The sequence below is a fragment of the Acidaminococcus sp. HCP3S3_G9_1 genome (assembly GCF_052122455.1).
Classification (GTDB): Bacteria; Bacillota; Negativicutes; order Acidaminococcales; family Acidaminococcaceae; genus Acidaminococcus.
Window position 1 is genome coordinate 115,779 of the sequence record NZ_JBQKCH010000001.1, and the last position, 21,176, is coordinate 136,954.

20 protein-coding genes, 1 tRNA gene and 1 other annotated feature are annotated in these 21,176 nt (G+C 55.9%); of the genes, 5 read left to right on the top strand and 16 right to left on the bottom strand.

All coding sequences use genetic code 11. The features are described 5' to 3' along the window. Positions 1-4 precede the first annotated feature (4 nt). Together serC and ACTQY1_RS00575 are read right to left on the bottom strand one after the other, a co-directional pair. The gene (gene serC / locus ACTQY1_RS00570) at positions 5-1,090 is read right to left on the bottom strand and encodes a 3-phosphoserine/phosphohydroxythreonine transaminase (RefSeq protein ID WP_441373714.1); all 1,086 of its coding nucleotides are present in this window, start codon (positions 1,088-1,090) and stop codon (positions 5-7) included. Continuing rightward, the gene (locus ACTQY1_RS00575) at positions 1,074-2,339 is read right to left on the bottom strand and encodes a DUF1015 domain-containing protein (RefSeq protein WP_441373715.1); all 1,266 of its coding nucleotides are present in this window, start codon (positions 2,337-2,339) and stop codon (positions 1,074-1,076) included. Before ACTQY1_RS00575 ends, serC begins: the two co-directional genes overlap by 17 nt. A gap of 185 nt (positions 2,340-2,524) precedes the next feature. On the opposite strand from ACTQY1_RS00575, the gene ACTQY1_RS00580 reads away from it, so the two are divergent. The 3 genes from ACTQY1_RS00580 to ACTQY1_RS00590 all read left to right on the top strand — a co-directional run bounded on the left by ACTQY1_RS00580 (position 2,525) and on the right by ACTQY1_RS00590 (position 5,169). Beyond that, complete coding sequence (locus tag ACTQY1_RS00580) at positions 2,525-3,277, top strand: AzlC family ABC transporter permease (RefSeq protein WP_195839598.1); 753 nt, start codon at positions 2,525-2,527, stop codon at positions 3,275-3,277. Continuing rightward, positions 3,274-3,597, top strand: a complete 324-nt coding sequence (locus tag ACTQY1_RS00585; protein ID WP_022486756.1) for an AzlD domain-containing protein — start codon at positions 3,274-3,276, stop codon at positions 3,595-3,597. Before ACTQY1_RS00580 ends, ACTQY1_RS00585 begins: the two co-directional genes overlap by 4 nt. Positions 3,598-3,765: 168 nt before the next feature. Continuing rightward, the gene (locus ACTQY1_RS00590) at positions 3,766-5,169 is read left to right on the top strand and encodes a radical SAM protein (RefSeq protein ID WP_441373716.1); all 1,404 of its coding nucleotides are present in this window, start codon (positions 3,766-3,768) and stop codon (positions 5,167-5,169) included. 42 nt (positions 5,170-5,211) lie between these two features. Here ACTQY1_RS00590 and ACTQY1_RS00595 read toward each other — a convergent pair whose 3' ends face one another. Continuing rightward, on the bottom strand, positions 5,212-5,730 hold the full coding sequence (locus ACTQY1_RS00595) for a folate family ECF transporter S component (RefSeq protein ID WP_154487581.1): 519 nt from the start codon (positions 5,728-5,730) through the stop codon (positions 5,212-5,214). 3 nt (positions 5,731-5,733) lie between these two features. Then, the gene (locus tag ACTQY1_RS00600; protein WP_154487579.1) at positions 5,734-6,702 is read right to left on the bottom strand and encodes an agmatinase; all 969 of its coding nucleotides are present in this window, start codon (positions 6,700-6,702) and stop codon (positions 5,734-5,736) included. Between the two features lie 199 nt (positions 6,703-6,901). Between ACTQY1_RS00600 and ACTQY1_RS00605 the strand changes: the two genes are divergently transcribed. Further along, positions 6,902-7,654 (top strand): IclR family transcriptional regulator, encoded by a 753-nt coding sequence (locus ACTQY1_RS00605; protein ID WP_022486752.1) that lies wholly within the window; start codon positions 6,902-6,904, stop codon positions 7,652-7,654. A 38-nt stretch (positions 7,655-7,692) separates the two neighbouring features. Here ACTQY1_RS00605 and ACTQY1_RS00610 read toward each other — a convergent pair whose 3' ends face one another. The 11 genes from ACTQY1_RS00610 to ACTQY1_RS00660 all read right to left on the bottom strand — a co-directional run bounded on the left by ACTQY1_RS00610 (position 7,693) and on the right by ACTQY1_RS00660 (position 19,269). Further along, positions 7,693-8,073 (bottom strand): RidA family protein, encoded by a 381-nt coding sequence (locus ACTQY1_RS00610; protein ID WP_022486751.1) that lies wholly within the window; start codon positions 8,071-8,073, stop codon positions 7,693-7,695. 84 nt (positions 8,074-8,157) lie between these two features. After that, a complete protein-coding gene (locus ACTQY1_RS00615) occupies positions 8,158-9,228 on the bottom strand; it encodes an ABC transporter ATP-binding protein (protein WP_308664038.1) in 1,071 nt (356 codons plus the stop codon). A gap of 14 nt (positions 9,229-9,242) precedes the next feature. Next, on the bottom strand, positions 9,243-10,925 hold the full coding sequence (locus ACTQY1_RS00620) for an ABC transporter permease (protein WP_022488011.1): 1,683 nt from the start codon (positions 10,923-10,925) through the stop codon (positions 9,243-9,245). Between the two features lie 112 nt (positions 10,926-11,037). Continuing rightward, positions 11,038-12,081, bottom strand: coding sequence for an ABC transporter substrate-binding protein (locus ACTQY1_RS00625; protein ID WP_154487573.1), 1,044 nt, complete (start codon positions 12,079-12,081; stop codon positions 11,038-11,040). 128 nt (positions 12,082-12,209) lie between these two features. Further along, positions 12,210-13,085: an NAD(P)-dependent oxidoreductase gene (locus ACTQY1_RS00630; RefSeq protein ID WP_308664037.1), complete on the bottom strand. Its 876-nt coding sequence runs from the start codon at positions 13,083-13,085 to the stop codon at positions 12,210-12,212. A 130-nt stretch (positions 13,086-13,215) separates the two neighbouring features. Further along, complete coding sequence (locus tag ACTQY1_RS00635) at positions 13,216-13,971, bottom strand: hypothetical protein (protein ID WP_308664036.1); 756 nt, start codon at positions 13,969-13,971, stop codon at positions 13,216-13,218. Between the two features lie 87 nt (positions 13,972-14,058). Beyond that, positions 14,059-15,039 (bottom strand): bile acid:sodium symporter family protein, encoded by a 981-nt coding sequence (locus tag ACTQY1_RS00640; protein ID WP_022488007.1) that lies wholly within the window; start codon positions 15,037-15,039, stop codon positions 14,059-14,061. An 85-nt stretch (positions 15,040-15,124) separates the two neighbouring features. Further along, positions 15,125-15,378: a binding site (T-box leader), on the bottom strand. Between the two features lie 91 nt (positions 15,379-15,469). Continuing rightward, complete coding sequence (locus ACTQY1_RS00645; protein ID WP_022488006.1) at positions 15,470-16,909, bottom strand: YfcC family protein; 1,440 nt, start codon at positions 16,907-16,909, stop codon at positions 15,470-15,472. 21 nt (positions 16,910-16,930) lie between these two features. Then, positions 16,931-18,085 (bottom strand): M20 family metallopeptidase, encoded by a 1,155-nt coding sequence (locus ACTQY1_RS00650; RefSeq protein ID WP_441373717.1) that lies wholly within the window; start codon positions 18,083-18,085, stop codon positions 16,931-16,933. A 139-nt stretch (positions 18,086-18,224) separates the two neighbouring features. Continuing rightward, a complete protein-coding gene (locus tag ACTQY1_RS00655) occupies positions 18,225-18,908 on the bottom strand; it encodes an LrgB family protein (protein WP_302573757.1) in 684 nt (227 codons plus the stop codon). Next, entirely contained in the window at positions 18,901-19,269 is a 369-nt protein-coding gene (locus ACTQY1_RS00660; RefSeq protein WP_154487563.1) for a CidA/LrgA family protein, read from the bottom strand. Before ACTQY1_RS00660 ends, ACTQY1_RS00655 begins: the two co-directional genes overlap by 8 nt. 287 nt (positions 19,270-19,556) lie before the next feature. On the opposite strand from ACTQY1_RS00660, the gene ACTQY1_RS00665 reads away from it, so the two are divergent. Continuing rightward, positions 19,557-20,960 carry an aspartate ammonia-lyase gene (locus tag ACTQY1_RS00665; protein WP_441373718.1) on the top strand — a complete coding sequence of 468 codons (1,404 nt, stop codon included), beginning with the start codon at positions 19,557-19,559 and terminating at the stop codon, positions 20,958-20,960. Positions 20,961-20,993: 33 nt separating this feature from the next. On the opposite strand, the gene ACTQY1_RS00670 is transcribed toward ACTQY1_RS00665, so the two are convergent. Next, positions 20,994-21,070 (bottom strand) — tRNA-Arg (locus tag ACTQY1_RS00670). Between the last annotated feature and the right edge of the window lie 106 nt (positions 21,071-21,176).

Genomic DNA, 21,176 nt, shown 5'->3' on the forward strand with positions numbered 1-21,176 from the left:
GTCCTTAGCGATTTTTCTTCCAGAAATCTTCCATAAAGTCCACCAGCTTCTGGACGCCTTCCAGCGGCATGGCGTTGTAGATGGAAGCCCGGATGCCCCCTACGGCCCGGTGGCCCTTCAGCCCTGCCATGCCGCAAGCCTTGGCTTCTTCCACGAACCGGGTTTCCAGGTCTTTGGTGGGCAGATTGAAGGTCACGTTCATCAGGGACCGGCTGTCCTTCTGGGCATGGCCCTTGTAGAAGTCCGGATGGGCATCCAGCACGTCATAGACCTTTCTGGCCTTGGCGATGTTCCGCTGTTCCACCTTCTCCAGGCCTCCCTGGTCCAGCAGCCACTGGGACATGAGATCCACCAGATAGATGCCGAATACCGGCGGGGTATTGTAGGTGGAATCGTGGTCCGCATAGGTTTCGTAGTTCATCATAATGGGCAGCTGAGGATCCCGTCCCTTCAGGAAATCCTTTTTGGCCATGACCACCGTGACCCCTGCAGGACCGATGTTCTTCTGAGCCCCGTTGTAGATCAGGGAAAACTTGTCCAAGGGGATGGGCCGGCTGAGGATGTCAGAAGACATGTCCACGATCAGGGGCACATCTCCCGTATCCGGATAGTCAAAATATTCCAGGCCTTCTGCGGTGCAGTTCCCGGTAAGATGGAGATAGGCGCAGTTGTCCGGCAGCACCAGTTCTTCCGGCCGGGGCACCCGGTCCAGGCCCGTGGCCTTGCTGCTGTACACTTCCACCGCATTTCCCACTTTATGGGCTTCCTTGATGGCCTTTTCAGAGAAGGTACTGGTAATGGCATAAGCCGCGGTCTTCCCGGGGGTCAGAAAGTTCATGGGGATCATGGAGAACTGCAGGGTGGCCCCGCCGCCCATGAACATTACGCTCCAGCTGTCATCCATGCCCAGAAGTTTTTTGATATGGTCCTGGGCCTGGTCGTTCACTTCCTCGAACAGGGGGCTCCGGTGGCTGATTTCCAGCATGGACATGCCGCTTCCCTTGTAATCCAGCAGTTCCCGCTGGGCCTGTTCCAGCACCGGCAGGGGCATCATGGAGGGCCCTGCCCCGAAATTAAAGATTCTTCCCATCTTGTTCATCTCCTATTAAGTGTACAGTCAGTGCGTCCCGGAGCTTCGGTTCAAACCAGGTGGATTTGGGAGGCATCACCAGTCCCTTGTCCGCCACCGTCATCAGCTGATCCATGGAAGTGGGGTACAGGGAGAAAGCCACGGTGGCATCTTCCCCGTCCACCGCGTCTTCCAGGGCTCCCAGCCCCCGTACGCCTCCCACAAAGTCGATCCGGGGATCCGTCCGGGGATCGTCGATGTCCAGCACCGGTGCCAGCAGATTGTCCTGGAGGATGCTTACATCCAGGGAATGGATGGGGTCAGCGGTGGGATAGGTATCCGGTTTGGCGGTCAGCCGGTACCACTGGCCGCTGATATACATGCCGAAGGTGTGAGGAACCTGAGGTTCCACCGGCCGGTCGTCCTTTTCCAACAGGAAGTTTTCCTGGACCATTTCCAGGAACTTCTCTTCGCTCAGTTCTCCCAGATCCCGGACAACCCGGTTGTAGGGCAGGATATGGAGCATGTTGGAGGGGAAGATCACGGACAGCACGTAGTTGTATTCTTCCTTTCCGGTCTGACCCGGCCGTTTGGCCAGTTCTTCCGCCACCCGCAGGGCTGCGGCGCACCGGTGATGGCCATCGGCGATGTACAGTTCCGGCACCTGTTGGAACAGACGGGTCACTTCCTTTACCTTCAGGGGTTCGCTGATTACATACAGGGTGTGGCGGATCTTGTCATCCCCTACAAAATTGTACACCGGCGTATGGCTGCCCATGTATTCCAGCAGGAAGGCGGTCAAAAGCCCCTTGCTTCGGTAGGCCAGGAACACCGGCCCGGTCTGGGCTTTGGTGGACAGAATGTGATTCACCCGGTCCGTTTCCTTCACCTGGCGGGTCAGTTCATGGCGTTTGATGATTCCTTCTTTATATTCCTTCAGAGAGGCGGCAGCCACCAGACCGATCTGGATATAGGCCCCCATCTGCTGCCGGTAGATATAGTAGCAGGGCTGGGGATCCTGTTTCATCTGGCCTTTGGCCACATAGTTCTCCAGGTTTTCCCGGGCTTTGGCATAAACCCTGGGATCCGATTCTGCCACATTTTCCGGCAGATCCGCTTCCGCCCGGGTGACCCGGACGAAACTCAGAGGATTCTTTTTCAGGATATCCCGTGCTTCCTGGGTGCTCATTACATCATAAGGTAATTCAGCAATCTGACTGACCAGTTCCGGAACCGGACGCAGGGCAGCAAAAGGTCTGATTTCTGCCATAATTATCACTCCCGAATGATAGCTTTGATTTTTGGGTGCTTTTCGTAACAAAAGTCCCTCTGCAATATTGTGTCATAGGTTCATTATACCATATTTGCGTTTTTATAGTAAAAATTCGTAAACTGGTATATAATATGGGACAAAGAATTCTGTATCCATTATACATAGAAAGAGGGGTTTTGTTCATGGCTTATATTACACGACGTGTACTGCAGAAAGACGCTCCCATTATCCTGGGGTACTGGGTGCTGGGAATGGCCTGCGGCATGTTGGGAGAAAAGGCCGGCCTGAATCCCTTCCATATGTTCATTATGAGCGTGCTGGCCTTTGCCGGCAGTTCCCAGTTCATCGGGATCGCCATGATGCTCCAGAGTGCCTCCTATATTTCCATTGCTCTCACCATCCTGATGGTGAACCTCCGGTATTCCCTGTTCACCTCCACTCTGGCTCCTCTGGTCTCTCAAAAATCAGGACTCTACACCGGGCTGTTCGCCTACGGTACCACCGATGAGACCTTTGCGGTGAACCTTTCTTCCTTCCAGGAAGGGCAGGACCACTGGACCCATGAAGAAGCGCTGGGCCTGGATATCCTCAGCATGGGGGTGTGGGCAGTAGCCAACGCCTTCGGCTGCTATGCCTCCCGGCTGATCCACCTGGATCTGTCCCTGGTGTCCTACATCCTTACCGCCATGTTCCTAGGGATCTGGTCCAACTACCTGAAGAACCGGACCATGGTGATCACCGGCCTGACTGCCGGGATCCTGGCTGTGGTGCTGTCCCAGGTGGTACCCTACAAGCTCCATATTGTGTTGGCGTCCCTGATCCCTTCCGGACTGGCCGCCTGGGTATACCTGAAGCATGAAAAGAAAATCCAGCCGGAAAAAGCGCCGGAAGCGGAAGAAGACTGCGGGCCTGTGGAAGGAGGCAGTGAAGCATGAACCAGACTTATATTCTCTGTGTAATCCTGATCATGGCCCTGACCGGCTTCCTGCCCCGGGTGATCCCCATGGCCATTATCCGGAAACATCCCATTCCCCACTGGTTCAAGGTGTGGCTGAATTTTGTGCCTCCGGCCATTTTCGGAGCCCTGGTGTTCCCGGATATTTTCCTGACAGAAGGCCGCCTGAACCTGTCCCTCCACAACATTCCCCTGCTGACCACCCTGCTGATCACTCCCCTGGTATTGAAGACCAAATCCCTGGGCGTAGCAGTGCTGGCCGGAGGCGGCGTGTTTGCGTTGTTGGAGCACTTTTTGTAAGGAGCTGTGAAGAAATGGATCCTCATTTCTTCACAGCTTTTTTTGTAACACCATGTTACACTTTTCTCTTTGTTTATTTTTTAATTGTGAAATTGATTTGTCTTTTTGACTTTTAATCTCCGTCTGCTATACTTATATCTGAAGTTGTAATGAAGGAGATGAGGGATCATGGAAAGCAAGCTGATCCATGATGCTGAACGGAAAGCCGTGGAAACGGTGGTTGATCATGTACTGTCTGTAAAAGATCCGGAAGAACGGAAGAAATCCCTGCTCCGTCTTTCCTATCTGATGGAGAAATTCTTTGGGAGCTTTTTCGCCCCTTCCTCCTTTGCCGGTGCCCGGGAACTGATTCGCCAGGACGGAAAATGGTGGAAGTTTGTGGAACGGGGCCTGGATACCCTGAATCCCCATATCCTGAAAACCGGGATCATGAATCTGGGTTTTGAATCGGGATTTTATGGACTGAAGACCCGGAAAGCCTGCCGGGAAAAATACCACTGCAACATTCCCTGGACCATCCTGTTCGACCCTACCAGTGCCTGCAACATGCACTGCATCGGCTGCTGGGCGGCGGAATACGGCCATACCCTGAACCTTTCCTATGAAACCATGGACAAGATCGTGACTCAGGGGAAAGCCCTGGGGGTCCATACCTTCATGATGACCGGGGGCGAACCTCTGGTCCGGAAAGGGGATATCCTGAAGCTCTGCCGGGCCCATCCGGACTGTGAATTCCACGCCTTCACCAACGGCACCCTGATCGATGAGGATTTCTGCCGCCAGGTAGTGGACGTGGGGAACCTGAGCTTCTCCATCAGCATCGAAGGCTATCGGGAAGTCAATGACAGCCGCCGTGGCAAAGGTGATTTCGATAAAGTGATGCACGCCATGGCCCTTTTGAAGAAATACGGGATTTTCTTCGGGACATCCATCTGCTACACCCGGAAGAACATCGAGACCGTCACCAGTGACCGTTTCCTCCAGATGCTGGTAGACAACGGAGCCTGGTACAGCTGGTTCTTCCATTATATGCCCGTGGGCAACGAAGCGTCCCTAGATCTGCTGCCCACCCCGGAACAGCGTGCCTATATGGTCCGGCGGATCCGGGAGATCCGCCGCAGTGACAGTCCCATCGCTCTGTTTCCCATCGATTTCCAGAACGATGGGGAATTCATCGGAGGCTGCATCGCTGGAGGACGGAACTACTGCCACATCAACCCAGCCGGAGATGTGGAGCCCTGCGTATTCATCCACTATTCCAACGCCAACATCAACCGGGACGACTTACTCACTTGCCTGCGCCAGCCCCTGTTCCAGGAATATGCCAAAGGGCAGCCTTTCAATGCAAACCACCTGCGGCCCTGTCCCATGCTGGAGAACCCGGACTGCCTGAAAGCCATGGTCCATCGCTCCGGAGCCCGTTCCACCGATCTCCAGTCTCCGGAAGACGTGGATACCCTCTGCGGCAGCTGCCAAGCTTATGCCAAAGCCTGGGCTCCTATGGCTGCAAAACTTTGGAAGGAGATCCAGGAAAAGAAAGAAAAAGAAGAAATACCTTTAGGAGCAGATTGAAAAGATGGGTGTGCTGCACAAGACGTGCAGCACACCCATCTTTTATTTTCCTAAGGGAACCAGATGTTTCTTCAATACCGGCAGTACCAGGCTCAGGATCCCGAACTTGATCACGATCCCGGCAGCGCACTGGAACAGCCGGAGAGTGGCCAGGTCTTTCCAGGGGACCTGGAACAATACCGTGAGCCAAAAGGTGTTCAGCAGCAGGCTGATGGCCACCTGGACCACCAGCACCGCCAACAGGATCTGCCGCTTGCCGATGCCCCGGCGGAAGCACCAGCCGTACACCACCCCATCCAGGAAGCTGGACAGGGTAAATCCGGGGAAATAAGCTCCCACCGGAAACAGCAGGGCTCCAATCAGATCCCCCAGGGCCCCGGTGATGCCGCCGGCCAGAGGCCCGCCCCACAGGGCAGCCGCCGCCACCGGCAGAAAGCTGAAGCCGATTTTCAGATTCCAGGTATGGAGAGACAGGAACCGGGCCAGGATCACCTCCATGGCCACACAGAACCCGATCATGGTGATCCACTGTCCGGGCCGCCTTTTCTGCAGCCCTGTCATGGCTTACTCCTGTTTCTTTTCCCGGGCCTTGGTGGCAAACCCCAGCATGTCAGAAATCAGCCGGGCCGCCAGATACCCGGTGGTGCCCCCCACATCGTCAAAAGGAGGGGCCACTTCCGTCAGCACCATCCCCACCAGTTCCGTATGGTTGGCAATGGCTTCCAGGATATCCACCGCATCGTCGTAGTTGAAGCCCCCAAACATGGGAGAACCGGTGGCCGGAGCGTACACCGCATCCATGGCATCGATGTCGAAGCAGAGCACCACTTTGTCCGCCGGCTGGAATTCGTCCAGGATGGCCTCGATGCCCTTTTTCCGCACGTCCCGGACGGAGTAGATCCCGTCCCCGTGTTCCCGGGCTTCTGCAAAGTCTTCCGGGCCGCTGCTGCCGATGCCCCGGATCCCCAGATGGAGGATCCGTCCCACATAGGGCAGGCTGGCTGCGTTCCGCATGGGAGACCCATTGAAATATTTCTGCCCGTCCAGAGGCTTGGTCCAGTCCAGATGGGCATCAATGTGGATGATGTCAAACTTGCCGGCCCCTTCCATGCCCTGAAGCATAGGGAAGTCCACGGCGCAGTCCCCACCCAGCACCACCGGCATGGTACCCTGGCTCTGGATGATCCGGACCGCTTCCCGGAGGTTGGCCATGGTACCCATCAGGTCCCCGGGGATATAATCCGCATCCCCGCAGTCCACCACCTTCCATTTGTCCGTATCCATGTAGAATTCTTTCCGTTCGGAATCGTAGGTGCCGCCTTTTTTGTAGGTAAACCGGGTGGAACCCAGACGGATGCCCCGGGGCCCCAGCCGGCAGCCAGTACGTCCCTGGATAGCCAGGTCAAACGGCGCTCCCAGGATGGCGATATCCGCATTCAGGTTGTAAATATCCGGCGCCAGGTCGGTTTTGGCAAAGGTGGCAATGCCCGTAGGGGCCATATTCAAAGGTTTCTGCAGGCTGAAGTTGTCCATGTGCAATCTCCTCTTCTTTCTGTACTTGGGTTTTCCCTTCTCTTGGGACCATTATAGGAAGACCCCTCTGGGAAGTCAACGAAATTGGACACTATTTCGCAATACGGACACTATAACGAAACAATTTTCCTTGACCCTGTTTTTGGTTCTCCGTATAATGAGGGAAAACAAGATCCATTGGGAAAGGAAGTTCAATGTTATGGCAGAAACCACACCGGCGGTCCATTCCGTCCTCCATGCCATCCGGATCCTTGAGCTGTATGCCGCCCAGCGCCGGGAAACCCTGAGCCTTACGGAAATCAGCAAAGCCCTGGGGCTCCACAAGACCACGGTCTACCGGATCCTCCGGACCCTCCAGCAGGCTGGATGGATGGAACAATCCGCCAAAACCGGAAAGTACTACCTGGGAACCGGGATCCTGCTGGTGGCTTCCGCCGTTTCCGTCCACAACACCTCCCGGGATCTGCTGTCGGAAGAAATGCACCGGCTGGCGGAAAAGTTCAACGAAACCGTGGTACTGTCCGTGCTCCTGGGCCATACGGGGATTTGTGCGGACCTGGCCAAAAGCCGGCACCGTCTGGGGGTGGCGGGAGAACGGGGCTACATCGTCCCTCTGCGCAGCGGCGCCACAGGCAAGACCCTGCTGGCCGCCCAGCCGGAAGAACTGCGGGAGCAGCTGCTCCAGGAACTGGAACCGGACCGGACGAAGCAACGGATCCTGAAGAACCAGCTGCTGAAGATCCTCCAGGACGGATACTGTATTTCGGAAGGAGAAGTGGACCAGGGGGTGGCCGCCATCGCCATGCCCCTCCATCTGAAGGATAAACGGTTCGTCCTGACCATTTCCGGTCCAGTGGACCGGCTTCGGGCCATCACCTACCCGGTGCTCCGGCAGGGACTGGAAGAAACGGTAACCCGGCTGGAGCGGAAAAGTGCATTGTTGGAAGAGTGAAAAAGGGGGCTGTTGCCCATGGCAACAGCCCCCTTTTATCACTTGCACGCAAAAGCTTCGATTTCCACCAGGGCCCCTTTGGGCAGAGCGGCCACTTGGAAGCAGGCACGGGCCGGGCATACGCCGGTGAAGAAGGTGCCGTACACTTCGTTCATGGGACCGAAATCGGCAATGTCGCTGAGAAGCACTGTAGTCTTCACCACATCCTCCATGGTGTAGCCGGCGGCTTCCAGGATGTTTTTCACATTGGTCAGGGACTGGCGGGTCTGGGTCACAATATCTGTCCCGGCAAATTCACCGGTAGCCGGGTCGATGGGGATCTGGCCGGAAACATACACGGTCTTGCCGGACGCTTCGATACCCTGGGAATAAGGTCCGATGGCACCGGGGGCTTTGGGAGTTGCAATCTGTTTGTTCATGGGAAAAACCTCCTTAAAAGTTGGGATAGGGGTATTATACCATGGAAGAGAGGGTGTTGCACATAACGTGCAACACCCTCTTCTTCACGTAATCACATAATTGCTCTTTTCGTTGTTCAGGAGGATCACGTCTTCCAGATCCAGGTACAGGGGTTCCCCATCGGCCCACTGATGATAGGCGCTGCCGTGGGTCATCACCCGGAGGACATGGTCTCCCACCTGGATCCGGTAATCCACCGCATCTCCCATGTAAAACCGGTGCTTCACCGTTCCCTGGAGCATCCCACCGGTTTTGGACAGGGTGATGTTTTCCGGACGGACCCCGATGATGGCCGGCCCTGCCGGCAGGTTCGCCTTATTGGGGAAGGACACCTGGGTGCCCTGGACAAAGACCCGTTCGCCCCGGACTTCCGCCGGCAGGAAATTCACCAGGCCGATGAAATCCGCCACCATCCGGTTCACCGGATGGGTATACACTTCATAAGGCCGTCCCACCTGCTGGACCACGCCTCCGTTCATCACCACGATCCGGTCACTCATGGTCATGGCTTCCGACTGGTCGTGGGTCACGTAGATCACCGTGATCCCCAGCCGTTTCTGGAGGGAGGAGATTTCGAACCGCATGCTTTCCCGGAGTTTGGCATCCAGGTTGGACAGCGGTTCGTCCAGAAGCAGCAGACCCGGCTGGGCGATCAGAGCCCGGGCCAGAGCCACCCGCTGCTGCTGGCCTCCGGACAGCTGGCTGGGATACCGTTCCCCGTACTTGTCCAGATGGACCATGGAAAGAGCCTCGGCCACCCGTTTGTCCCGTTCCTCTTTGGGGACCTTCTGGATCTTCAGGGGATAAGCCACGTTTTCCGCCACAGTCATATGGGGCCATACCGCATAGGACTGGAACACCATGCCGATGTTCCGCTTTTCCGGGGGTACGAACACATGGGATTCCGCACTGCTCACCAGGGTGTCCCCCAGCAGGATGTTCCCTTCCGTGGGCCGTTCAAAGCCGGCGATCATCCGCAGGGTAGTGGATTTGCCGCATCCGGAGGGTCCCAGGAAGGATATGAATTCCCCATCCGCCACCTCCAGGTTGAAATCCCCCACGGCCGTCACGGCACCGAACCGTTTGTAGAGATGTTCCAATTTTACTTGAGCCACAATAGTCCTCCTCATCAAATGGCAATATTGCCCTTGGATACCTTGTTCAGGATCAGGTTCCCCACCATGACGATCACCAGGATGATCACCGACAGCACGGAGGCATTCTGGGTATCCGCATAGGTCTGGAGCTCGTAAAGCAGCACCCCGATGGTCTGGGTGTCACTGCCGTAGAGCAGGTTGGACATGGTCAGTTCATAAAAGCTGGGCATGAAGATCAGGAACCAGCCGGCCACAATGGAGGGGGCGATCAGGGGCATGATAATGTCCCGGCACACCCGCAGCCAGTCGGCCCCGGCGTTGAGCCCCGCCTCTTCCAGACTGCTGGAGACCTGGCTCAGGGAAGCGGCAATGGTCCGGACACTCATGGTCATGTATTTCACCAGATAGCTGACGATCAGGATCCACATGCTGGAATACAGGTTCAGCCCATAGTTGCCGGAAAAGAAGATGATCAGGGCCAGGGCAATGACCACACTGGGGGTACTGCCCCCCACCATCACCAGGATATCCGGCAGGGACCGGCCGGGCACCCGGGTCTTTACGGACAGATAGGCTACAAACAGGGCCAGCAGGGTACCCACACAGGCGGAAATGAAGGCATAGCCCAGGGACCGCCAAATGCAGTCCAGGTACTGGCTGTTTTCCAGCACCGGGATCCAGGCGTCGATGCCGAAATTGTCCAGCCGGATGCCCTTGGACATGCTGACCATGAAGGAGGTCATCACAATGGACCCCAGGGGCAGGATCACGGAAAGGAAGGCATACAGCCCCACAAAGAAAGTGGCCAGTCCTTTCCAACGGCCCAGTTCCACCAGCACCGGACGGGTGCTTTTGCCGCTGATGGTGGTGTAGTCCTTCCGGCCCATGAGCCAGCTCATGAAGAACAGCAGCCCGTTGGCCAGAAACATCAGAGAAACCGCTAACGTGGTGGCGTCCCGGATTCCCTGGTCATCCCCCATGTACACGAAGGATACGATCCGGGTGGTGAGCACTTCGATGTTCCCGGGCATCCCCACTATGGCCGGGATCCCGAAACAGGAACCGGCACCGATGAACACCAGGAGTCCCCCGGCCAAGATGCTGGGAGCCATAAGAGGCAGAGTCACATCCCACAGGGCTTTGAGGGGAGACGCTCCGGCGATCCGGGAAGCCTCCTCCAGGGTAGGATCCATTTTTTCCATGGCCCGGGAAATGGTAATGAAGGCAAAGGGAGAATAGAATAAGGTCAGGACCCAGATCATCCCGCCCCGGGTATAGATGTTGAAAGGCGCCTGGGACAGGGAAAACAGGGTTTTCAGCAGCTGGTTCAGATAGCCCACATCCGGGTTCAGCAGCTGGGTCCAGGCAATGGCTCCCACATAGGGTGGGATCATGTAACTGGCCACCAGGATGGTCCGGAACTTTTTCCGTCCCGGCAGGTCCGTCCGGCCAATGAGCCAGGCCAGGGGAAAGGTGATCAGCACGCTGAGCAGCATCACCAGAAGGGAAATCTCCACGGTGTTCCGCAGGGCTTTCAGGTTCACTTTCTGGCTGTACACCGCTGCATAATTGCTCAGGTCAAAGGTCCCCTCCACCATCACGCTGTCCCAGATCAGTACCGCCAGAGGCAGCACGATAAAATACAACAGAGCCAGGACGGTAAGGGCAATGACCGCAAACTTACTGTCGATTCGAGGCAAATTCCACTTTTTCACCATACACTCCTTTGGACACAATGAGGCAGGAAAGGAGCCAGGGCTGGATTCCCGACCCTGACTCCTTTTGTCTCCAGGCATACTTGGGCATCATGTCCCGCAACACGCCGGATCAGGCATCCATGACTCTGGACCGGAATTCTTCCTTGATCTTGGATTCGTCCCGGGTGAGTTTTTCCCAATCCACTTTCAGAGCGTTCTTCAGCAGTTCCTTCAGACTGTACTTGGCCCCTTTGGGTTTTTCCACATCATCCCGCACAGAATGCATCCAGCCGGCTGTTACCGCCGCCTGGCCTTCCTTGCTCAGCCACCAGTCGGTGAGGGCTTTGGCCCCTTCCGGGTTCTTGGTGGCCTTGAAGATCCCGATGGGGGAAGAAATCAGGATGCAGCCTTCCTTGGGATAAACCACTTCCAGAGGTTCCTTCTTGGTTTGCTGGAGCTTCAGGATGTTTTCTTCCAGGATGATAGCGGCCATGTATTCTCCGGTCAGGAGCTTGTTCTGGATGGCGCTGTTCCCTTCTTCCACCCGGAGGCCGTTGGCTTTCAGGGCATCAAAGTATTCCCAGCCGAACTTGTCCGCCAGGGTCCCTACGGCCACATAGGCGGTACCGGACAGCAGGGGGTTGGGCATGGCAATCCGGCCCTTGTACTTGGGGTTGGTCAGATCCTGCCAGCTGGTGGGAACATCTTCCGGTTTCAGTTTGTCCTTGTTGTAGGCGATAATCATGTTGCAGACCCGGACAGCCGCCCAGGCTCCGTCCTTGTCCACTTCCATGATGTGATGCTTGGTTTCCGGAGATTTATAATCCAGCAGCAGACCTTTTTCCTTCAGATAGATGTAATAGGAAGGATCCGCCACCATCAGCACATCGTCGCTGATCTTGTTGGCCTTGACTTCCCCGGCGATTTTGGTCTTGATCTTTTCCGTTCCGCCCTGGAACCAGCTGACTTTCAGATCCGGGAAGGCTTTCTGGACTTTCGGTTTGCACATGGAGTTGACGATATCCGGATACATGGAGGTGTAGACCATTACATTCCCGGATACCCCTTTCTTCCCATCCGCCGCCTTTTTGTCTCCCCCGCCGCAGCCGGCCAGGAGGAGGGTTCCGCAGGCCAGCAGAGCTGCTGCCGCGGCCAGCCATTTCTTGCTGCTCATACAATCCCGTCCTTTCCTGATGATTTTTTCTATTCTGATAATTTGTGATGCCCTGATGCCTGTCAGGGATGATTTCTTTCAGTATATCCGTTTCCATCCGGAAAAACGTCAAAAATCAGTTTTGTCCATTACTTTTTTTCATAATAGGTAAACAGAGCCTGGGTCCCTAGGTCCCCCTTCCCTTCCTTGGCCAGGGAACGGTATTCCTTCAGCACCTGGTGGAGCACCGGCAGCTTCAGATCCTTCTTTTCCGCTTCTTCTTCCGCCAGGCCCATGTCCTTGATGAAATGCTTCAGGAAGAAGCCGGGAGCATAGTCTCCCTGGATGATCTTGGGCCCGAAGGCATTCAGCTGGGCACTGCCCGCCGCCCCGGTGGACACTGCCTTCAACAGGGTTTCCAGATCAAGGCCGTTGGCCTGGGCGTACCGGAGGGCTTCGCAGACTCCGGACAAGGCACCGGCAATCATGATCTGGTTGGCCATCTTGGCATGCTGGCCCATCCCTGCTTCTCCCATGTAGTTGATGTTGGTACCCATGCCCCGGAACACCGGCTGGAGCACATCGAAATCTTCCTTTTTCCCGCCCACCAGGATGGACAGGGTGCCGTTCCGGGCGCCGGTATCCCCGCCGGTCACCGGTGCATCCAGCACATGGAAGCCCCGTTTGGTTCCTTCCGCATACAGTTTCTGAGCCAGGGTGGGGCTGGTGGTAGTCATGTCAATGAGGAAGCTGCCGGGCCGGGCACTGTCCATAAGAGCCCCGGGGGCCAGATAGACTTCCTCCACATCCCGGGGAAAGCCCACAATGGTGATCAGGCACTGGCAGGCACCGGCCAGATCGGCGATGGAAGGATGAAAGGTAACCCCTTCTGCCTTCAGATCCGCCACTTTTTCCGGATGCCGGGCATAACAGTGCATTGCATACCCTGCCTTCCCCAGATTCCGCAGCATGGATTTTCCCATAATGCCCGTACCGATAAAGCCAATATCACGGATTTCCGTCATACAAACCCCTTCTTTCCGGAAAAATGCAAAACAAAACCACATCATTTAGAATCATTATAATTTATGGGAATGGAGGCGCGCAAGAGGGAATTGGATTGTCAGCTGACCGTTGACAAAGCCTCACATCCCCCTATTTCCCCTTGCTGGGGGTGATCTTCAGGGTGTTGATGATGTTGGTGAGCTTGTGGGTGTCTTCTTTCCAGTAGCCGTCATCCGCCTTGTTCCACACCACAGTCAGGGTATGGACCCGGTCCAGGTTGAACAGGGTCCACCGTTCTGCATGGAAGGTCATCAGAGGCTGTCCCTTCTGGAGCACTTGGAAGTCATAGCTGGTATGGAGATTTTCCACCCCGTTCACAATGGTGCTGGCCATGGGCTGCCAATTGCTGAACTTCACTTCATAGCCCTCCGGAGTCATTTTATGATAGATCCCTTCGATGCTCTTTCGGGTAATGTCTCCGAACTCTTTGATCTGGTCCCCTTTCAGGCCGATGTTCTGGCCGTACCGGGGCATTTTTTCCGGGCTGGCCACGGTCTTGAATTCCACCCACACCAGGTGTTCATCGGTATTCCAGGGCACCGGATCCAGTTTCCCGCTCTGGACGATGACGGACCCGGGGCTCTTCACCACTTCCTGGTCCGCTTCCAGCCATTTTTTCAAGAGCGGATCCAGGTCCGGAGCTTTCAGCAGTTCATCCCGGGTTTCCTGGCTCTGGAGGATCATTTCCGGAGGCACCGCAAAGGATTCCTGATCCCCGGCCTGGATTTCCACCCAGCCCGGATAAGAAGCCACATGGACCTGTTCTGTTTTATTGGTCTCTTTGCCGCACCCGGCTCCCAGAAAAAGGGCCAGCAGGCAGCCAAGGAGCATGATTTTCTTCAACATACGATTTCCCGCCTTTCTGATACGGGAATATTATAGCATAAAAAAAAAGGGGGAGTGCTGCACAGAACGTGCAGCACTCCCTTTAACTCAGTCCCCCACTGCCACCGCTGCTTTTTTGGCGGCTTTTCTGGCTTCGTACCGGTCCATGTTCCGGGCGAAGAGGCCGGCCAGGAAGGAACCGGTGATCTGATGGACGGCGGCGCCTACAGCAGCCGGGATGGCCACGGCAGGAGCGAAATACACGGCGCAGATGGACAGGGCCAGGGCGTCATTCTGCATCCCCACTTCCAGGGTCACGGAATGCTGCTGGGGTTTGCCCATACCCAGTTTCCCGGTGATAAAATATCCCATGCCGAAGCCCACCAGGTTATGGAGCAGCACCAGCACCACCACAAAGGCACCCAGGGCCACGATCTTGGCTCCGTTCACAGCCACCACGCCGCCCAGGATGGACAGCACCGCAAAAGCGGACAGCAGCACCAGCACTTTCTGAATCTGGGCCAGGAACTTTTCCCCTACGGCTTTGTGGACCAGGAGCCCCAGCACCAGAGGCACCAGGATCACTTTCATCACCGTGAGAGCCATGGAAACAAAGGAAACATTCACATATTCACCGGCCAGGGCCCATACCAGGAAGGGCATCATCACAGGAGCCAGCAGGGTGGAAACAGTGGTGACGGATACGGCCAGAGGCACATCCCCTTTGGCCAGGAAGCTCATCACATTGGAAGCGGTGCCGCTGGGGCAGGAACCCAGGAGCACCATGCCCACCGCCAGATCCGGGCTCAGATGGAACACCTTGGTGAGAGCAAAGGCCACCAGAGGCATGATGGTGTAGTGGCACACCGTACCGGCCAGGACTTCCTTAGGCCGCTGGAGCACCAGTTTGAAATCGGACAGATGGAGGGTCATGCCCATGCCGAACATCACCACACCCAGGAGCCATACAGTGTAATGGACGGACCAGGAAAAGGCCCCCGGAACAAAATAGCCGCCCACGATGGTAGCCAGCACCAGCCAGGTGAGATTTTTCCCTACAAAGCCACTTACTTTTGTCAACAGATTCATGTTTTACCCCTCCAAAAAATGTTTTCTGCAAAAATCAAACGGCTGATGGCTTCCCTGGGAGAAAAAGAAAAGCGCTTTGTCTCCTGTAAGAGACAAAGCGCTGTGCTCTGCGGTACCACTCTTGTTGTCGCTGCTGCGACCTCTTTACTAGCATCTCCGGATTTCCCTTCCAATGCCGGACAGAATAACGGCTGTCAGCCGGCCCCACTTACTTGGAATCTTTCAGCGGGCAGCTCCTGGGTGATTTTCCTTCTCCTCTCAGCATCCTGCCTCGCACCAAGCGGCAGGTTCTCTGGAATGTGAGACTGGACAAGTACTTTTCCCATTCAACACTGTCTGATGTTTTGTTATGGGCTTTATTATACGCTTTTGAGAAAATTTGTCAACAAGTTTTTTTCAAGTCCTCAATACGCGGACATCCATACGTCCATCAGAAGGGTCCCAGATGGGTAGCGGAAGCGTACCACATCACCACGAAGGCAAAGATCCATTCCAGCCCCAAAAGAGGGAAGGCAAACTTCCACCAGCGCCGGAGAGGCACACCGGCTACGGTGAGCACAGTCATGGTGGTGCCGCTGGCCGGGGTGATCATGTTGGTGAAGGCGTCCCCCATCTGGAAGGCCAGGACGGCGGTCTGCCGGGTGAGCCCCACCAGATCCGCCAGCGGTGCCATAATGGGCATGGTGATGGCTGCCTGGCCGGAGCCGGAAGGCACCACCAGGTTGAACACGTCCTGGACGATGAACATGCCGAAGCCCAGCAGAGAATGAGGGAATACATTCAGCCCGGCCGCCAGGTAGTAGATAATGGTATCCAGGATCTTGCTGTCCCCCATGAGCAGGGTCACCCCTTTGCACAGGGAAACCATCATGCAGGGCATGGCCATGTTCTTCACTCCGCCGATGAAGGCGTTGGCAAAGTCGTTGACGCTGAGCCGTCCCACAATGCCGGCGAACACCGCCATCATCAGGAACAGGGCGGCCAGTTCATCCATGTAGAAGCCGTATTTGATGACCCCCACCAGGATGGCGGCCACGGTGACCACAAAGCCGCCCATGATGATCTTCTGACGGCCGGTCATGAGCACATTATCCCCTTCATAGGCACTCAGGTCCATCTGGGGACGGTAGATCTGGTCATAATCGTACATGTAGCTGCTTTCCGGATTCTTCTTGATCTTCCGGGCATACCACATGGTATACACCACATTGATCACAATCAGCACCACCAGCATGGCCACCCGGACCTGGATGCCAGAGAACATGGGCAGGCCGGAAATGCTCTGGGCCACCCCTACGGTAAAGGCGTTGGTCACCCCGGCTCCGTAGCCCCCGCTTACAGCGGCCAGAGGCATGGCCACCGCCACAATGGAGTCGAACCCCAGGGCATAGCATACGGCCATGATCAGGGGCACAAAGGCGATGTATTCCTCGCTGCAGCCGGCAAAGGTGCTGAGACAGGTCATAATGGTGAGCAGCACCGGGATCAGCAGCATTTCCCGACCCTTCACCTTGGTGACCACATGGCCCAGAGCCCCGTTGATGGCCCCGGTGGCCGCCATTACGTTCAAAGCTCCCCCGATGATCATCAGGAAACCTACAATACCGCTGGCCCCTTTGACGCCCCGGGGCACCGCCTTGAACACGTCGAAGAAGCCGGCAGGATGCTTGGCGATGAAATGGAAGGTGTTGGGATCCACCACCATACGGCCGCTGGCCGCATCCTTCACCCGGTCAAAGATCCCGGCCGGGATCAGATAGGTGGCAATGGCGGTAAGGATCAGGATAAAGAAGATGATAATGATCGGGCTGGGTACCGATACTTTTTTGTTCACCGGTTTCTGGACGGTGTCCTGTTTGTTTTCTGTCATAACAACTCCCCTTTACAGCAGTTACAGACGGCAGATGGCTGCGGTCAGCAGCATGGTCCGTTCAAACATGGTTTCAACGATGGCATATTCCTGGAGAGTATGGGCTCCATCCCCCTGGACCCCCACGGAATCCAGGATGGGGATCCCCGCCTGGGCCATGAAGGAGGCATCGGAACAGCCCCCGGGATGAGCCGCACCGAAAGCCGGGATCCCGAATTCCGCAGCCGCCTGGTTCACCAGGGCCAGCAGGTGGTCATTGCCTTCGGTCCGTTCAAAGACGGGCATGAAGGCCGGGAATTCCACTTCTGTCCGGGTGCCGGCCACATGGGTCTCGGCGCAGATGGCCCGGATGGCTTCCTGGAGCTTGTCCTTGTCCTCATTGTAATCGTACCGGCAGTCCACTTCGATCCGGCAGGTATCCGGCACCGCATTGGAGGCCGTGCCCCCGGAAATGATGTCCGTGCTGACGATCCGGCCTTTGTCCAGGTCCGTAAGAGCCCGGAGGGCCACGATTTTGTGGGCCATTTCTTCAATGGCGTTGGCGGATTTGGTGTAGGCATTGCCCACATGGCCGGCCTTCCCGTGGACGGTGATCCACACATCCATGCAGCCTTTTCGGCCTACGGTGAGGCAGTTGTCCATCCGGCCGGTTTCCAAGTTGAAGGCGCACAGGCAGCCCTTGGCTTCTTCCGCCAGCAGCTGGTCCGCCCGGGACCCCTGGTGGGTGATTTCCTCATCGGGGACGAAAAGCAGTTTGATGGGATGCCGGTCATAGCCGATCTTTTCCAGCACTTTGGCCAGGTAGACCGCCATGACAATCCCCCCCTTCATGTCGCAGACCCCGGGGCCATAGGCCTTTCCTTCCTTGATGGTGAAGGGATTTTCCGGGTAGCTGCCGTTGGGGAACACCGTATCCAGGTGTCCGCTCAGGAGGATGGGCTGGCCGGCCCTTTCCTTCCCGGACCAGGCCCGGATCAGGGGGACCGCCCCGGTTTCCACCAGTTCGCTTTCCATTCCCAGCTTCTGGAGATAGGCAGACACCTTTTCCATCAGGGTCTCCATCCGTTCTTTTTCCTTGCTGCCGACCTGGAAGTTGATCAGATCCTTCCAAAAATCCAGCATGTCCTGCCGGAAGCTTTCCACCGCTTCCTGGATTTGTTTGTTTTGCTGCTCCATGGGTTTCTCCTTTGTACAATACAGCAACTTATCATCGATATTTTATACAGATATAGTGTATATTAATTTTTATTTTATCGAAAATCTTCGGAGTTGGCAATAGGAAAAAGGGGGTGTGAATTCTTTCACACCCCCTTTTTCACATAAAAAACAGCGCCAGTGCCGTGGTTATGATCCCGCACACACACAGGGATATGGAACTCATGGCACCCTGGATCTTGCCGATTTCCAGGGCCTTGCTGGTGCCTACAGCGTGGCTGCAGGCACCGATGGCCACCCCTTCCGCCACCGGATCCGTAATATGGAACAGTTTGCTCAGGAAGGGAGCCAATACCGCCCCTTCGATGCCGGTGATCACCACCGCTCCTGCGGTGATGCCCGGGATGCCCCCGCCGTTTTCCGAAATCCCCAGGGCAATGGCCGTGGTGACGCTTTTGGGCAGCATGGAGGCGGAAAAGACGGAATTGGTACCGAACAGATGGCACAGGGCCAGAGCCGCAATGATGCTCCCCAGGCTGCCGATGGTGCAGCCCACCAGGATGGGCAGGAAGTTCTCCTGTAGTACCTTCCGCTGCTGATAAATATTCAGGGCCAGCACCGCCGTGGCCGGTCCCAGGAGCATGGTGATCACCGACCCGCCCATATTGAAATGCTTCAGGGGCACCCCGGTGACCGTCAGGATCACCACGATCATCAGGGCTGACGTGAGCACCGGGTTGCACAGGAGCCAGCCGGTCTTTTTCTGGAGTTTCACCCCCAGGACCCAGCAAATGAAGATCAGGGTCAGGCCGAAAAACGGGGTACGGGTAAATGCATCAGGCATGGGAGGCTCCTTTCTTTCTCCACAGTTTCAAACAAATCTGGACACTCCAGCCGGTAATGAAATACACCAGAGGCGTGGTCACCAGGGTGATCACCAGGAAGGGGATCAGATAGTTTTTCAGGGTTTCCACATATTCCAGGGTCCCCACCACCGCCGGGACGAAAAAAATACCCATATTCCGGATGAAGAACCCGCCGGCATCTTTAATCTGCTCCGGTTTCAGGATTTTCCGGTACAGCAGAAAAGTCAGCACCAGCAGACTGATCACACTGTAGGGTACCGTAAAGGGCAGCAGCTCCGCGATGCCGATGCCGATCAGACAGACGCCGAAAATCAGCGCCAATTCCATGACAATATTCATGACTCCCCCCAACTACACTGCAAATACAAGACGTTCCGCAACACACAATATTAATAGTATATAGTATCAACGGCCGGAAGGGAAGATGTTTACTGTAAAATCTGACTTATTTTTACTTAATTAGCTGACAATTCTTCTGTACGAATTCAAATTTTATCGAACATACGTCATTGAGTTTTACATTGCCGTTCAATATTTTTAGAACGCTATGAAGAATTTATGCTTGATTGTTCGAGAAAAAGGTTTATAATGGGACCATAAATTGATTTCCAAGGAGGAAACAGGCAATGAGTGAGCAAAAACTCGAACGTTTGGAAAGTGATTCTATCGGCAAGAAGTACGTCCCCCGGGACGCCTATTATGGGGTGCAGTCTCTCCGTGCCCATGAGAACTTCCACATCACCGGTCAGTCCACTCATCCCGTCATGATCCGCAGCCTGGCGTACATCAAAAAAGCCTGCGCCCTGGCCAACCGGCAGGCAGGCACCCTGACTCCCAAAACCGCAGATGCCATTGTGGCCGCCTGCGATCAGCTCCTGGAAGGGAAATACCAGGACCAGTTCATCCAGGATCCCATCCAGGGCGGCGCCGGCACCTCCCTGAACATGAATGCCAATGAAGTAATCGCCAACATCGCCATCGAGATTTTAGGCGGGGAAAAGGGAGATTACACCCTGGTCCATCCCAACGATGATGTGAACCGGGGCCAGTCCACCAATGACGTGATCCCCACCGCCGGGAAACTGACCGCCCTTTTCCTGCTGGAAGACCTGTACAAAAGCCTGAAAGCCCTGAAAGAGGCCTTTGCCCAAAAAGGAGTGGAATTCGACCCGATCCTGAAAATGGGCCGGACCCAGCTCCAGGACGCAGTGCCCATCCGCCTGGGCCAGGAATTCAAAGCCTATGCCACCGCCCTGGACAGAGGGCTCAGACGGATCCAGTCGGCAGCCAGAGAAATGACCGAAATCAATATGGGCGGTACCGCCATCGGTACCGGAGTCAATGCAGCCCCTGCCTACTCCCGCCATATTGCCGAAGATCTTTCCCGGCTGACCGGCTTTTCTTTTACCCAGGCCGCGGACCTGATCGATGCCACCCAGAACATCGACAGTTTCGCCGCCGTATCCGGCAGCCTGAAGGACTGTGCCATTGCCCTGTCCAAGATTTCCAATGACCTGCGGCTCATGTCTTCCGGTCCCCGGACCGGACTGGAAGAGATCAACCTGCCTGCCAAGCAGAACGGATCTTCCATTATGCCCGGGAAAGTGAACCCGGTGATCCCGGAAGTGGTGAGCCAGGTGGCCTTCCGGCTGGTGGGCAACGACACCTGCATCGCCATGGCCATGGAGGCGGGACAGCTGGAACTGAACGCCTTTGAACCGGTGATCTTCTATTCCCTGTTCCAGAGCATCGACATGCTCCGGGAAGCGGCGGACACCTTGCGGATCAACTGTGTGGAAGGGATCACCGCCAACCGGGAACACTGCCAGCACCTGTTGAAAATGAGCGCCGGCATCGTAACGGCCCTGAGCCCCTACATCGGCTACGTAAAAGCCGCCAAGCTGGCCAAGGAATCCCTGGCCAAGAACATCCCGGTGGTGGAACTGGCCCGGAGCCGTCATTACCTTTCCGACACCCAGCTGGACAGAATCCTGGATCCCTACAAGATGACCACGCCGGTGGCGAAATAAAAAAGCTGCCTTGCGGCAGCTTTTTTTATCATCTGGTGCGATTGGCGCGAGTCGAACGCGCGACCCTCTGCTTAGGAGGCAGATGCTCTATCCAACTGAGCTACAACCGCATAACATGATTATTATAACAACTGCCGTCCCCGGAAGCAAGGTATACCCCTGCTTTTGTTAGGAAATGTAGACATTTTCCCTGATTCTCCCTTATAATATAAATTA